The sequence below is a fragment of the Streptomyces ardesiacus genome, assembly GCF_003112575.1.
Lineage (GTDB): Bacteria > Actinomycetota > Actinomycetes > Streptomycetales > Streptomycetaceae > Streptomyces > Streptomyces ardesiacus.
On record NZ_BEWC01000005.1, the window covers coordinates 243,813 to 257,071 of the forward strand.

General features: G+C 74.1%; 12 protein-coding genes. 1 reads left to right on the forward strand and 11 read right to left on the reverse strand.

All coding sequences use genetic code 11. The annotated features are described in order from the left end of the window. Window positions 1–128: 128 nt before the first annotated feature. The 10 genes from Sdi02f_RS17640 to Sdi02f_RS17685 all read right to left on the reverse strand — a co-directional run bounded on the left by Sdi02f_RS17640 (window position 129) and on the right by Sdi02f_RS17685 (window position 10,454). Window positions 129–542, reverse strand: a complete 414-nt coding sequence (locus Sdi02f_RS17640; protein WP_030401406.1) for a DUF3151 domain-containing protein — start codon at window positions 540–542, stop codon at window positions 129–131. 280 nt (window positions 543–822) lie between these two features. Further along, window positions 823–2,277, reverse strand: coding sequence for an MFS transporter (locus tag Sdi02f_RS17645; protein ID WP_108933636.1), 1,455 nt, complete (start codon window positions 2,275–2,277; stop codon window positions 823–825). 71 nt (window positions 2,278–2,348) lie between these two features. Beyond that, a complete protein-coding gene (fbaA, locus tag Sdi02f_RS17650) occupies window positions 2,349–3,380 on the reverse strand; it encodes a class II fructose-bisphosphate aldolase (RefSeq protein ID WP_030401408.1) in 1,032 nt (343 codons plus the stop codon). Window positions 3,381–3,525: 145 nt separating this feature from the next. Then, window positions 3,526–4,074 carry an orotate phosphoribosyltransferase gene (gene pyrE, locus Sdi02f_RS17655; protein WP_030401409.1) on the reverse strand — a complete coding sequence of 183 codons (549 nt, stop codon included), beginning with the start codon at window positions 4,072–4,074 and terminating at the stop codon, window positions 3,526–3,528. A 10-nt stretch (window positions 4,075–4,084) separates the two neighbouring features. Continuing rightward, window positions 4,085–4,882: an aldose epimerase family protein gene (locus Sdi02f_RS17660; RefSeq protein WP_053638907.1), complete on the reverse strand. Its 798-nt coding sequence runs from the start codon at window positions 4,880–4,882 to the stop codon at window positions 4,085–4,087. A gap of 166 nt (window positions 4,883–5,048) precedes the next feature. Next, on the reverse strand, window positions 5,049–5,930 hold the full coding sequence (locus Sdi02f_RS17665; RefSeq protein ID WP_108933637.1) for an SRPBCC domain-containing protein: 882 nt from the start codon (window positions 5,928–5,930) through the stop codon (window positions 5,049–5,051). Window positions 5,931–5,982: 52 nt separating this feature from the next. Then, window positions 5,983–6,726, reverse strand: a complete 744-nt coding sequence (locus Sdi02f_RS17670) for a response regulator (protein ID WP_051783396.1) — start codon at window positions 6,724–6,726, stop codon at window positions 5,983–5,985. After that, complete coding sequence (locus tag Sdi02f_RS17675) at window positions 6,723–7,883, reverse strand: sensor histidine kinase (protein WP_167458192.1); 1,161 nt, start codon at window positions 7,881–7,883, stop codon at window positions 6,723–6,725. Before Sdi02f_RS17675 ends, Sdi02f_RS17670 begins: the two co-directional genes overlap by 4 nt. Before the next feature lie 260 nt (window positions 7,884–8,143). Beyond that, window positions 8,144–9,787, reverse strand: coding sequence for a polyamine aminopropyltransferase (locus Sdi02f_RS17680; protein ID WP_108933639.1), 1,644 nt, complete (start codon window positions 9,785–9,787; stop codon window positions 8,144–8,146). A 130-nt stretch (window positions 9,788–9,917) separates the two neighbouring features. Beyond that, the gene (locus tag Sdi02f_RS17685; protein ID WP_030401415.1) at window positions 9,918–10,454 is read right to left on the reverse strand and encodes a DUF2617 family protein; all 537 of its coding nucleotides are present in this window, start codon (window positions 10,452–10,454) and stop codon (window positions 9,918–9,920) included. Window positions 10,455–11,355: 901 nt separating this feature from the next. Here Sdi02f_RS17685 and Sdi02f_RS17695 point away from each other — a divergent pair. After that, a complete protein-coding gene (locus Sdi02f_RS17695) occupies window positions 11,356–12,546 on the forward strand; it encodes a pyridoxal phosphate-dependent aminotransferase (RefSeq protein ID WP_031085144.1) in 1,191 nt (396 codons plus the stop codon). A gap of 82 nt (window positions 12,547–12,628) precedes the next feature. Here the strand turns inward: Sdi02f_RS17695 and Sdi02f_RS17700 are convergent, their stop codons facing one another. Continuing rightward, window positions 12,629–13,165, reverse strand: coding sequence for a YbjN domain-containing protein (locus tag Sdi02f_RS17700; RefSeq protein ID WP_030401418.1), 537 nt, complete (start codon window positions 13,163–13,165; stop codon window positions 12,629–12,631). Between the last annotated feature and the right edge of the window lie 94 nt (window positions 13,166–13,259).

Sequence of the window (13,259 nt, forward strand, 5' to 3'; positions counted from 1 at the left end):
CACTTCGGGTAGCGGTCCGCCCTGCCGTTACCGGCACGGGGCCCCGGTCCCCAACGGCATCCTCCGCAATCGTCGCAGGAAACCGCAAGGCCCGCCCGCGCACGGCGGACGGGCCGGAAACACGCGGGTCAGCCCAGCACCTCGGCCGCGCTGGGCGAGGAGTCCTTCAGGAACTCGCTGCAGCGCTCGTACTCCTCCTTCTCGCCGATCGCCTGGGCGGCGCGGGCGAGGGCGTGCAGGGCGCGCAGGAAGCCGCGGTTCGGCTCGTGCTCCCAGGGCACCGGGCCGTGGCCCTTCCAGCCGCTGCGGCGCAGGGCGTCGAGGCCGCGGTGGTAGCCCGTACGGGCGTACGCGTACGACTCCACGACGCTGCCGCGCTCGAACGCCTCGTCGGCCAGCCGGGCCCAGGCGAGCGAGGACGTCGGGTACTTCGCGGCGACGTCGGCGGGGGAGGTGCCGCCCGCCAGCAGCTCGCGCGGCCCGGGGTCGTCGGGGAGGTGGGTCGGGGGCGGTCCCCCGAGAAGGTTCTCGTGAATGGCCATGGGACAAGTCTGCGGCATGGGCCGGGGGCGGCCGGACGGGTCCCGCCGGTGCGACGGGGCGCGTTCCCGGGGGGCGCGTTGTCGGCTGGGGAGGCGTGGTCGGCTGCGGGTGCGTTGCGGCTGGTCGCGCAGTTCCCCGCGGCTGCTTTGCGACCGCGGGTGCGCTGTGGCTGGACGCGCAGTTCCCCGCGCCCCTTGGAGGCATGAACCCGGTCGTCGGCTCACACGGCACTCCGCGTCTGGTCGCGCAGGTCTTCGCGCCCGTTGGGCGCGGGCGTGGCTAGGCGGTGTGCTCTCCCTCCAGGGGTGGCACCGTCACCGAGCCGTGCGTGCGGCACTCGGGCCGGGCGCAGTCCGGGGCCGGGCGGCGCACCGTCGTGAAGGCGATCACGGAGCCCGCGACCAGGACACCGGCGCAGATCAGCATCGCCGGTCCGAACGCGTCGTCGAACGCCCGGGGCGACCGGTAGGCCTCCTCCCCCATGCCGGTGAGCAGCGGCAGTGCGGCGACCGCGACGAGCCCCGCCGCACGGGCCGCCGCGTTGTTGATGCCGCTGGCGAGCCCGGCGCGCGCGGTGTCCACGGCGGCCAGCACGCTCGCCGTCAGCGGCGCGACCAGCGTGACCATGCCGAGGCCGAGCACCACCAGGGCGGGCAGCACGTCGGCCACGTAGGAGGCGCCCGGGCCGACCCGCAGCATCAGCACCATCCCGGCGGCGCACAGCAGCGGGCCGACGGTCAGCTGGAGGCGCGGCCCGAGGTGCTCGGCGAGTGCGCCCGAGCGGGCGGAGAGCAGCAGCATCAGGACGGTGGTCGGCAGCAGGGCCGTACCCGCGGCCAGCGCGGACCAGCCGACGACGACCTGGAGCTGGAGCGCGGCGAGGAAGAAGAAGCCGCCGAAGGCCGCGTACACGCACAGGGTGACCACGTTGACCGACGTGAACTGGCGGGAGGAGAAGACGTCCAGCGGCATCATCGGGTCCTTTCCGCGCCGCTCGACGAGGACGAAGGCCACGGCGGCCACCGCTCCGGCCACCGCGCTGACCGCCACCGCCCAGGACGCCGTACGGGCCTCGATCAGCGCGTACGTGAGCAGCGCCAGGGCCGCCGCGCACAGGGCGGCGCCGAGCACGTCGAAGCGCGTGTGGGCGCGCTCGTCCGAGGACTCCGGTACGTGCCGCAGCGCGATCGGGGCGCACAGCAGCGCCAGCGGGACGTTGAGCAGGAAGACCCAGCGCCAGCCCGCGCCGTCCACGAGCCAGCCCCCGAGGAATGGCCCCACGGCCGCGCCGACGCCCCCGAACCCCGACCACAGGCCCACCGCCCGGCCTCGGTCGTCGGCGTGGAAGGAGGCCTGGATGAGGGCGAGCGAACCGGGCGTGAGCAGCGCGCCACCGACACCCTGGAGGGCGCGGGCGGTGACCAGCACACCGGCGTTCGGGGCGAGGCCGCACAGCAGGGACGCGGCGGCGAACCACAGCACGCCGAGGACGAAGATGCGGCGGCGGCCGAACCGGTCGCCGAGGGCGCCGCCGAGGAGGATCAGCCCGGCCAGCGTGACCATGTAGGCGTTGACGGTCCACTGCAGGGCGGCGAGGTCGGCGCCGAGGTCGCGGCCGATGTGGGGCAGCGCGACGTTGACGACGGTCGAGTCCAGCAGCGCCATGCTGGAGCCGAGGACGGTGGTCAGCAGGATCCACTTGCCCTGCGACGAGGCCAGCCGGACATCGGGCATGTCCCCAGGTATACAGCGAGCCCGGCGCGGAGGGCGCCGGGCTCGTGCGTACGGTCGTGTCGACCCGGGTGTTACTTGATCTTCTGGCCCGCCGAACGCAGGTGGCCGCAGGCCTCGACGACGCGCGCGGCCATGCCGGCCTCGGCCAGCTTGCCCCAGGTGCGCGGGTCGTAGGTCTTCTTGTTGCCGACCTCGCCGTCGACCTTGAGGACGCCGTCGTAATTGCGGAAGACGTGGTCGGCGACCGGACGCGTGAAGGCGTACTGGGTGTCGGTGTCGATGTTCATCTTGACCACGCCGTTCTCCAGCGCGGTCGCGATCTCCTCGGCGGTGGAGCCGGAGCCGCCGTGGAAGACGAAGTTGAACGGCTTGCTGCCGGCCGGCTGGCCGTACTTCGACGCGATGCCCTCGTTCAGCTCCTTGAGCAGCTCGGGGCGGAGCACGACGTTGCCCGGCTTGTAGACGCCGTGCACGTTGCCGAAGGACGCGGCGAGCAGGTAGCGGCCCTTCTCGCCCAGGCCCAGCGCCTCGACGGTGCGGACCGCGTCGTCGACCGTGGTGTACAGGCTGTCGTTGATCTCGTGGGAGACGCCGTCCTCCTCGCCGCCGGTCGGGGTGATCTCGACCTCGAGGATGATCTTGGCGGCGCGGGCGCGCTCCAGCAGCTCCTGGGCGATGGCGAGGTTGTCGGACAGGGTCTCGGCGGAGCCGTCCCACATGTGCGACTGGAAGAGCGGGTTGCGGCCGGCCTTCACGCGCTCCTCGGAGACCGCCAGCAGCGGGCGGACGTACCCGTCGAGCTTGTCCTTCGGACAGTGGTCCGTGTGCAGGGCGACGGTGACGTCGTACTTCTCGGCGACGATGTGCGCGAACTCGGCGAGGGCGACGGCGCCGGTCACCATGTCCTTGTTGTGCTGGCCGCCCAGGAACTCGGCGCCGCCGGTGGAGATCTGGACGATGCCGTCGCTCTCCGCCTCCGCGAAGCCGCGCAGGGCCGCGTGCAGCGTCTGGGAAGAGGTCACGTTGATGGCCGGGTAGGCGAACTTTCCTGCCTTCGCCCGGTCCAGCATCTCGTTGTAGACCTCGGGAGTTGCGATGGGCATCTGTCCGCTCCTTGTATGTGCGGGTGGGCGTGTTGGTGCTTATGGCCCTGACCTAGGACTGGGGGGCGACGTCATCGTCGGCCCCATCCTTCCAGACCGGACGGGAATACCCGAGTGGACCCCGGCCCCGTCTCGGCCCCTGGTCTCAGTCCAGGCCCAGCTCGTCCTTGTCGTAGGCGTACAGGTACGGCACGCCGGCGCCGTCCTGGATCTTCTCGCCGGCCCCGGTCGCCCGGTCGACGATCGTCACGACGGCGACCACCTCGGCACCGGCCTCGCGCACGGCCTCGACGGCGGCGAGCGGGGTGCCGCCGGTGGTGGAGGTGTCCTCGACGACCAGGACGCGGCGGCCCTTGATGTCGGGACCCTCGACGCGCCGCTGCATGCCGTGGGTCTTGGCGGTCTTGCGGACCACGAACGCGTCCAGCGTGCGGCCGCGCGCCGCGGCGGCGTGCAGCATGGCCCCGGCGACCGGGTCGGCGCCCAGCGTCATCCCGCCCACCGCGTCGTACTCGAGGTCGGCGGTCAGGTCGAGCAGCACCTGCCCGACCAGCGGCGCGGCCTCGCCGTCCAGGGTGATGCGGCGCAGGTCGACGTAGTAGTCGGCCTCCAGGCCCGAGGAGAGGGTCACCTTGCCGTGCACCACGGCCTTGTCCTTGATCTGCTGCAGCAGCGCGCCGCGTACGTCCGTCATGTACGCCAGCTTAAAGGCGGCGCCAGGCCCAGGTGGCCGTGGCCTCCAGCGGCTCCAGGGGCGTGACCAGGCGCGGGAGGGTGTTGAGGCCGTTGGGCGGCCCGGTCTGCGGCTCCACGCAGACGGCGGCCTCCTGCTCGTCGTAGACCACGACCCACTGCTCCGGGCTGGTCACCCTCAGCTCCAGCCGCCCCGGCCAGGTCAGCGTGACGTCGACGCCGTCGGGCATGCCGAAGCAGTCGTCCCAGGGGCCCGGCTTCGGTTCGACGCGGTTGCCGGTGGGCAGGTGGTCGTCGCCGCGCTCCTCCTGCCAGGCCGGGTCGAAGGCGATCTCGGCGCCCGCGCCGCTCCCGCCGTCGAGGGTCCGGTTGAACCAGGGGTGCCAGCCGATCTGCGCCGGGAAGGACGACTCGTACGTCTCCACGGACATCGTCAGCGTCAGCGCGTCCTCGGCGAGGGCGATCACCTGGGTGACGCGGCCGGTGTAGGGCCAGGGGTCGACGAGGTCGTAGGTGAGCACGGCCTCGTTCCCGCTGACGCGGGCGGTGCGCCAGGCGGCGTCGCGGACGGTGCCGTGGATGGCGTGCGGCGGGGAGTTCAGGGGCATCTGGTGGACCACGGCGCCGTCGCTGAAACGCCCGTCGCGGATGCGTCCGCACCAGGGGACCATCGGGAAGCACCCGTACCGCTCGCCCTGGCGGAGCAGCTCCGTACCACCGACCCGGAGCCCGCCGATCCGTCCGCCGTTCCCCGGCAGCACGGTCGCCTCCGCGTCACCCGCGGTCAGCGTGATGGGTTCGTTGCTCACGCGACGACCCTACTGGGCCGACGGGGCCCGCCCCAGCCGGCCCGCGACCGGGACGGGCTCCGGGTGGGGCCCGTGGTGGGCGCGCGGGCGGGCCCCCGTGGCGGGCGCGCGGGTGCGGCCCCGTGGCGGGCCCGTGGCGACTCGCGGGGCAGGGCGACCGCGTGGGTCAGCGGCGTTTGCGCAGGGCGCGGCTCACCACGATCGCCGAGGCGACGACCAGGGCGGCCGCCGGGGCGGCCCAGCGGAGCGGGGCGCCGACCGCGCTCGGCTGCGGGGCGGGGACGGGGGCGTACCGGCCGCGCGGCGGGGCGTGGTCCACCTCCTCGGCGCTGCGGCCGATCATCGTGCGACGGGCGTGCGCGGCCTCGGCGGGGGGCTGGACGACCGGCTCGTCGGCGGCGTACGGCCCGTCGGTCGTGTCCTCCTCGGCCTCGTCGGCCGCGGTGCCCTCATCGGTGGCGGTGTCCTCGTCGGTCGCGGCGTCCTCGCCCGTGTCCATCAGGGAGGGCGGGGGGACCTCCGTGTCGAAGACGGAGGTGTGGTGCGGCTCCTGCTCCGGGCCCTGCTGGGGTTCCGGTTCCTGCTGGGGTTCCCGTTCCTGCTGGGGTTCCGGTTCCGGGGGTGTCTGCGCCGCCGTGCCCAGGTTCTCCGCGAACCGGGTCAGCAGCCGGGTCACGGCCGACCCGACCGACTCCTCCGGCAGCTCCGTGACCCGGCCGTCCGCGGTGGCCGTGCCGGTGAAGGCGAGGGTGGCGCCGCCGTCGGCATCCTGCGCGCTGAGGGTCAGCGCGAGCGTGACCGTGCCGGTGCCGCGCGACTCCGTGGCCTCGCCCTCGACGGCGTACGTGCCGTCCCCGCGCGCGGACAGACGCAGCGAGCCCCGGTAGGTGATGGAGTGACTGCCGATGCGCACCTTCAGCCGGCCCGCGACGGGCTCGGCACCGGCGTCCTGCTGGAGCCCGGGAACCGCACGGGCGACCCGGACGGGGTCGGCCAGCACGTCCCTGAGCCGCTCGGCCGGAACCGGAACGAACACCTCATGCTCCATGTCACGGCACCCTACCCAGCGGGCGCCCGGCGCACCCCCCGTCGGGGCAAACTCACCCGCCGCCCGCGCCGCCCGGCGTCACCAGTCCCGTCTCGTACGCCACGACCACCGCCTGGGCCCTGCTGGTCAGGCCCAGCTTGGACATGGTGCGGTTGAGGTGGGTCTTCACGGTGGCCTCGCTGATGAACAGGCGGTCCGCGGCCTCGGCGTTGCTCAGACCGCGGGCCACCAGCTCCAGGACCTCGGCCTCGCGGCCGGTCAGCGCCGTCAGCGCGGGCGGCGGACCGGCGTCCGGGGCGTCGGTCCGCCCCGCCTCCGTCATCCGCGTGAACGCCTCCACCAGACGCCGGGTGACCGCGGGCGCGAACAGCGCGTCACCACCGTGCACCGCGGCGATCGCGGCCAGCAGCCGCTCGGGCCCGGCGTCCTTGAGCAGGAAGCCACAGGCGCCGGCCCGCAGGGCGCCGTACACGTACTCGTCGAGGTCGAAGGTGGTCAGGACGAGGACGCGGGGCGCGGGGTCCACCGCCTCGGCGATGATCCGCTCGGTGGCCTGGATGCCGGTGAGGCCGGGCATGCGGATGTCCATCAGGACGACGTCCGGCCGGGTCCGCGCGGCCAGCGCCACGGCCTCGGCCCCGTCGGCCGCCTCGCCGACGACCTCCATGCCGGGGGCGGCGCGCAGCAGCGCGGCGAGGCCGCTGCGGACGAGGAACTGGTCGTCGGCGACGAGCAGGCGTATCGGCCCGGCGGCGCCGGGGAGCGGCCCGTCCGGCGGGCGGTCTGCGTCGGTCATTCCCTGGGGGTGTCTCCCCGGCGTGCGGCTTGTACCGGCGTCGGCAGGGTCAGGCGCACGCCGAATCCACCCTCGCTGCGCGGGCCGACGGCGATCGTCCCGCCATAGAGCTTGGCCCTCTCCCGCATCCCGATCAAGCCGTGTCCGCCCGGCCCGGCAGGTGTGACCGGATCCCGCCCCTGGGGAGGTCCGCCGTCGGTCACCGACACCGTCACCTCGCCCGCGCGGTAGGCGAGTTCCACGGCGGCGTCCGTGCCGGGCGCGTGCTTGAGCACGTTGGTGAGGGCCTCCTGCACCACCCGGTAGACGCACAGCTGGACGCCGGGCGGCAGGGTGCGCGGCGTGCCGGTGACGCGCAGCAGGACGCCCACGCCGCCGGTGCGCACCCGGGCGACCATCTCGTCGAGCTGGTCCAGGCCGGGAGCGGGCGCGCCGTCCGCTCCCTGCACGCCGTCGGCCCGCAGCAGGCCCAGCATGCGGCGCAGTTCGGCCAGGGCCTCGCCGCTGGCGCCCTCGATGGTGTCCAGGGCGTCGCGCGCGGTGCGGGCGTCGGTGTGGAAGACGAAGCGGGCGAGTCCGGCCTGGACGTTGATGACGGCGATGTGGTGGGCGACCACGTCGTGCAGTTCGCGGGCGATCCGCACCCGTTCCCCGGCGACCTCGCGCCGGGCCCGGTCGGCCTGTTCGGCCCGCAGCCTCAGCGTCAGCTCGCCCGTCCGGCGGGCCACGTACCCGAACCGCCACAGCACCAGCGGGAAGCCCACGGCCTGCCCCGCCACCGAGGCCATCGACCCGGTGCCGCTGAACACCCCGGCGTAGATCCAGACCCCGGCGAGCAGGGCGGCGCAGGCGGCGGCGGTGCGGTCGGGGCGCAGGGAGGCGACGGTGTAGACGGCGAGCATGGGGCCGAAGGAGCCGACGACGGGCCAGTAACCGAGCGTGACGTAGACCGCCCAGCAGGCGTGGACGGCGAGACAGACGGTGACGGGGGCACGGGTGCGCAGCACGAGGGGGAGGGTGAGCAGGGCGACGAGCGTCCAGGCGAGCGGGTCGAGCGCGGGCCACCCCTGGGCGACGGCCTCGGTGCCGAGCAGGACCGCCACGGTCGTCAGCGCCGCGGCGATCAGGCCGTCGGCCACCAAGGGGTGCAGGCGCATTCCCGCAGCGTAGGTCGGCCCGCCCGGCGTCGCGTCATCCTTCTGCCGTACCGCGGAAGTTGCAGGCTTCGGCCGGCTACCGCGCCGGGTGGGGGCCGGTCTCCACCCACCGCCGGATTCCGGCACGCGCGGGGCGGCCGTAGGTTCTCGGTGCGAACGATCCACAGGGGGGTGTGGCGGTCCGTCCCGTGTCCGGGGGAGGGGCGGGCCGCCGCACGGGGGCGTGGACGGTCGCGGTCGCCGCACCCCGCGCGCCGGGCTCAGTACCGCGGATGCACCAGCGTGGAGGCCGGCAGCCCGGGGATCCGGGTGCGGTCCGCCGCGCGGGCGTCCCGGGCCAGGGTCTGCGGCGTGAGGGTGCGCGGGCGGGGTCCGGCCGGGTCGAGGCGCAGCGCGGGGGGCGTGCGGGCGGCCAGGAGGAAGCCCCAGCCGCGCGGTGCGCGCAGGGCCGCGGCGGTGCCGTCGGGGCCCTGCGCGGGGCCGGCCCCGACCCGGTAGGCCACGGCCGGCAGGCCCGCCGCGCGGAGGGTGGCGTCCACCGTCCAGAAGGCCCGGGGCTGCGCGGAGACGGGGCCCGCGTGGACCACCAGCCGTCCGTCGGGGGCGAGCACCCGCCGCAGCAGGCGGTAGAACTCCTGCGCGTACAGCTTCGTGCTGGCCGTGGCGGCCGGGTCGGGCAAATCGGAGATCACCACGTCGTACGTCGTGGACGGCGTCGAGCGCAGCCGGCGGAAGACGTCGCCCGTGCCGACGTGGACGCGCGCGTCGCCGTACACGTGCTCGTTGAGGGCGGACAGGCCGGGGTCGACCCGGGCCAGCCGGGCGAGCTGGGGATCGGGGTCGACGACGTCGACGCGGCGTACGCCCCGGTGGCGCAGCACCTCCCGGGCGGCGAGGCCGTCGCCGCCGCCGAGGACGAGCACGCGCGCGTGGGGGCCGTTCATGGCGGGGTGCACGAGCGCCTCGTGGTAGCGCCGCTCGTCGCTGCCGCGCACCCGCAGCCGGCCGTCCAGGAACAGGTCGAGGGGCCGCCCGTCGGTGTCGCCGGTGAGGACGACCTCCTGCACGTCGGTCTGCACGGCCACGCGGACGTCCTGGCCGTACATGGCGTGCCGGGCGGCGCGTTCGAACCCGTCGGCGAGGACGGTCGCCGTGACGAGGAGCGCGAGGACGACGACGTTGACGGCCAGCAGCAGCCGGCGCGCCCGGCGGGTCAGGTCGCGCCGGAACAGGCCGAGGACGAGGGCGGCGCCGACGGCCGCGTTGACGGTGCCGGTGAGCAGCGCGCCGGTGAGCTGGCCGAGGAAGGGCAGCAGGACGAACGGGAAGGCGAGGCCGCCGACGAGCGCGCCGACGTAGTCCGCGGCGAACAGGTCGGCCACGGCACCGCCCGGGTCCTGTCTGCGCACCCGCTGGATCAGCTCCATGAGCAGCGGCACCTCGGCGCCGATCAGCACGCCGATGACCAGGGAGAAGACGACGAGCAGGATGCGCGGGCCGTCGGCCCACAGGCCGCCCCAGCCGCCGGTCCAGGCGAAGACGGCGTACAGCACCATCGCGCTGGAGCCGCCGACGAGGGCGAGGCCGGCCTCGAGCGCGCCGAAGCCGGCCGCCGCGAGGCCGCGCAGCCGCTTGGCGGCGAGCGAGCCGATGCCCATGGCGAAGACCATGACGGACAGGACGACGGACGCCTGGGTGACGGAGTCGCCCATCAGGTACGAGGCGAGCGCGACGAGTTCGAGTTCGTAGACGAGCCCGCAGGCCGCGCACACGAACACGCCCGCCAGTACCAGGAGCCGCCCGACGGCCGGCCGGACGGGCAGCCACGCGGGCGCTTCGGGCCCGCAGGGGCCGCCCCAGGACGGCGGAGTGCCGGGCGGGGCGGGCGCGTGCGGTTCGATCACGGGGTGACGTTACGTCACACCACCACCACACTTCGTCACCCACACGTGTGAAACTCGGGCTCTTTCGGACACCAGAGGTTTATCCGGCCCTTACTCGCAAGCAGGCCCGGACCTCACCCGCCCGCCCGCCTCACCCCGCGGACCGGCCGGCCTGCGAGGCCGGCGTCCGCACGCCCACCCGGGTCCGGGTCGCCACGAGCTGGCCGTCCTGCGGGTAGGCGTGCCAGGTCCGCCAGTGCACCTGGCCCTCGTGCCGCTGGGCCAGCAGCGCGGTGAAGGCGTGCGGACTGCCCGGGAAGACCCCGGCCAGGCCGTGCGGATGGTCGGAGACCAGGGCGAGCAGTTCCTGGGCGCGGCCGGCGAAGGAGCCCGGCGTCAGCACCTCCACGCGGGCGGCGAACTCGTACTCCCAGTCGCCCACCCGCTTGGCGACGCCCAGCGGGAGGGGGGTGCTGCTGCCCGGGATGCACGCCACCGTCTCCGAACAACTGCCCCCCTCCTCCTCGAGCAGGACTTGGTGCGAGGCGCCCAGGAGCCTCAACTGCAGTTTCGCGTCCGTCAGTTCCACGTCCAGGCAGGCGAGCGCGGGGAGCGGCTCGCGCCCCAGGGCCCAGGCCAGGTCGGCGGCGCTGGTGTCGGTGTAGGCGGTTGTCAGGGTCGTGAGCATGGATCGGCTCCGCAAGCACACAAGGAGAGGAAGGTGTGGGGCCTGCGCATCCGGGGCACTGCCGGGGATGCGGCCCGCTCAGCCCAGTCGGCCGGTCAGGAGGGGGGTCAACAGGTCGTCCGAGGAGCTGCGTTGATGAACAAGAGCGAACCATGAACGGTGGTGCCGCCACAGCGTTTTTACCCAACTTCGTGGCGTTTCCATCCCTCAGGGGGCTCAACAGCTCAATTGTTCAACCATGGCGCACACCCCGCCCGCACGGCGCGCGCCGGTGCGTGCGAGCGCCCACCGGCGGTGTGGCCCGGCGGGCGCTCTTCGTGGGGGCGCGGGGCCCGGCCCCAGGAGTGGGCCCCGTGCACGGGATGCGGTCCCCCGCGGAAGCTCAGCTGCCCCGTGTCAGCTGCCTCCGCCGCATCCGCCGCCCCCTCCCCCGCAGGACGACCCGCCTCCGCAGGACGAGCCGCCACCGCAGGAGTGGCCCGAATGGTGGCCGCCCGAGGACGAGTCGCCCCCGTCGCCGGCCCACCAGCTGTCGCCGCCGCTGCCGCCGCTGTCACCGCCGCCGCCCACGGTCCCGGTCCCGCTCCCGCCGGACCGGTGCGGCCCCCTGCCGCTCCTCGTCCGCACCGGGCGCGAGGGGCGCCGCCGTACCACGAACGCCCTGATCACCAGGGCTGCGACCACGAACAGGATGATGCCCATGACCACGGCTCCACCCTCCTTCCGTCCGGGCCCTCGCCCGGAAGTCCCCCGAAGCAGTCCCCCGTCGGACGCCTCGCCGCGTATCGGTTTCCTGTGGTTCACGCCGTGAAGCTCGCCTGCGTGAACGGGAGATGCCCGGCGCCGCGGCGGCCCAAAGCAGAGTTGAGGAAGTCCAGAGCTTCGGCGCAGGATGGCCGCCATGACCTCGATGAGCTCCAGCGCCCGCCCCCTCCTGAACCGCCGGCTCGCGGAGTTCGGGACGACGATCTTCGCCGAGATGTCCGCCCTGGCGGTGACGACCGGGGCCATCAACCTCGGCCAGGGATTCCCCGACACCGACGGCCCCGAGGAGGTCCGCGAGGCCGCCGTACGGGCGCTGCGCGACGGGCGCGGCAACCAGTACCCGCCGGGCCCCGGCGTCCCCGAGCTGCGCGCCGCCGTCGCCGACCACCAGCGCCGCCGCTACGGCCTGTCCTACGACCCCGACACCGAGGTCCTGGTCACCGCCGGTGCCACCGAGGCCATCGCCGCCGCCCTGCTGGCCCTGCTGGAGCCCGGCGACGAGGTCGTCGCGCTGGAGCCGTACTACGACTCGTACGCGGCCTGTGTCGCGATGGCCGGCGGCACCCGCGTGCCCGTGACGCTGCGCCCGCACGAGGGGGCGTTCCGCCTGGACCTGGACGAGCTGCGCGACGCGGTCACCGACCGCACCCGCCTGCTGCTGCTGAACACCCCGCACAACCCGACCGGCACGGTCCTGACCCGCGAGGAGCTGGCGGCGGTCGCCGAGCTGGCCGTGGAGCGCGACCTGCTCGTGGTCACCGACGAGGTCTACGAGCACCTGGTCTTCGACGGCGCCGAGCACGTCCCGCTCGCGACCTTCCCCGGGATGCGCGAGCGCACGGTGAGCATCGGGTCGGCCGGCAAGACGTTCTCGTTCACGGGCTGGAAGGTCGGCTGGATCACCGCCGCGCCCGCCCTGCTCACGGCGGTCCGCTCGGCCAAGCAGTACCTGACGTACGTCAGCGCGGGCCCCTTCCAGTACGCGGTCGCCGAGGCGCTGGCGCTGCCGGACGCGTACTTCACCGCCTACCGGCAGGACATGGAGGCGAAGCGGGACCTGCTGGCGACGGGACTGGCCGAGGCGGGGTTCGGCGTGTACCGGCCCGCCGGGACCTACTTCGTCACCACCGACATCCGCCCGCTCGGCGAGGGCGACGGCTTCGCCTTCTGCCGCTCGCTGCCCGAGCGCGCGGGCGTCGTCGCCGTCCCCAACGCGGTCTTCTACGACCACCGGGAGGAGGGCGCGCCCTTCGTCCGGTTCGCGTTCTGCAAGCGGGCAGGGGTGCTGGAGGAGGCGGTGCGGCGGCTGAAGACCCTCGCGGGCTGAGCACGCGCACCGGGACGACGAGAGCCCGGACGCCCCGTGGTCCGGGGTGCCGGGCTCTCCTGGACTCAGCCGCGGGGGCGGACTACTCGCCGTCCTCGTCGGACGGCTTCTCCGCCTCGTTGACCTCCTGCTCCAGACCGAGCTGCTCCACGAGCCACCGGTCGAACTCGATGGCCGCCCGCACCCAGCTCACCGTCGAGGAGACGAAGTGCTCCAGGCTGACACCCATGCCGATCAGCATCTGCGCCTCGCCGATCAGGCGGACCGTGCCGTCGTCGTGGGTGTGGGAGTACACCTTGGGCCACAGGGTGCGCCGGTTCCAGTCGTCGACCGACTCGAGGAGCTGGGGCTTCTCGTCGATCTTGTGGGGCCGGTCGTAGAACGTCCGCACCGAGAAGACCTGCTGGTCGCCCTCGCCGCGGAACATGAAGTACGTGCGGAACTGCTCCCAGGGCGCCGCGAGGTCGCCCTCGTCGTCGACGACGTACTTCAGCTCCATCTGCTCGAGGAGCTGCTTCACGAGATCCTGATCCGGGACGACGGGGCCCGCCGGTCCTTGGGGCTGCGGCTCGGGCTGCTTGCCCCCGAAGTTCGGAATCGAGGACGGGTCGATGCTCACCGTGAATTTCCCTTCGTACGGATCTGGCCATCCTCCCCCATCCGGGGAGGGGCGTGGCAAGCCCGCCGCGGGCCTGTCAGCCCTGGGCTGACTT

Bases quoted from the DNA above. Each gene is read 5' to 3' on its own strand.
- Sdi02f_RS17645 (WP_108933636.1), bottom strand. From the start codon at position 2,277: ATGCCCGATGTCCGGCTGGCCTCGTCGCAGGGCAAGTGGATCCTGCTG.
- fbaA (WP_030401408.1), bottom strand. From the start codon at position 3,380: ATGCCCATCGCAACTCCCGAGGTCTACAACGAGATGCTGGACCGGGCG.
- Sdi02f_RS17670 (WP_051783396.1), bottom strand. From the start codon at position 6,726: ATGACCGACGCAGACCGCCCGCCGGACGGGCCGCTCCCCGGCGCCGCC.
- Sdi02f_RS17695 (WP_031085144.1), top strand. From the start codon at position 11,356: ATGACCTCGATGAGCTCCAGCGCCCGCCCCCTCCTGAACCGCCGGCTC.
- Sdi02f_RS17685 (WP_030401415.1), bottom strand. From the start codon at position 10,454: ATGCTCACGACCCTGACAACCGCCTACACCGACACCAGCGCCGCCGAC.
- pyrE (WP_030401409.1), bottom strand. From the start codon at position 4,074: ATGACGGACGTACGCGGCGCGCTGCTGCAGCAGATCAAGGACAAGGCC.
- Sdi02f_RS17675 (WP_167458192.1), bottom strand. From the start codon at position 7,883: ATGCGCCTGCACCCCTTGGTGGCCGACGGCCTGATCGCCGCGGCGCTG.
- Sdi02f_RS17665 (WP_108933637.1), bottom strand. From the start codon at position 5,930: ATGGAGCATGAGGTGTTCGTTCCGGTTCCGGCCGAGCGGCTCAGGGAC.
- Sdi02f_RS17640 (WP_030401406.1), bottom strand. From the start codon at position 542: ATGGCCATTCACGAGAACCTTCTCGGGGGACCGCCCCCGACCCACCTC.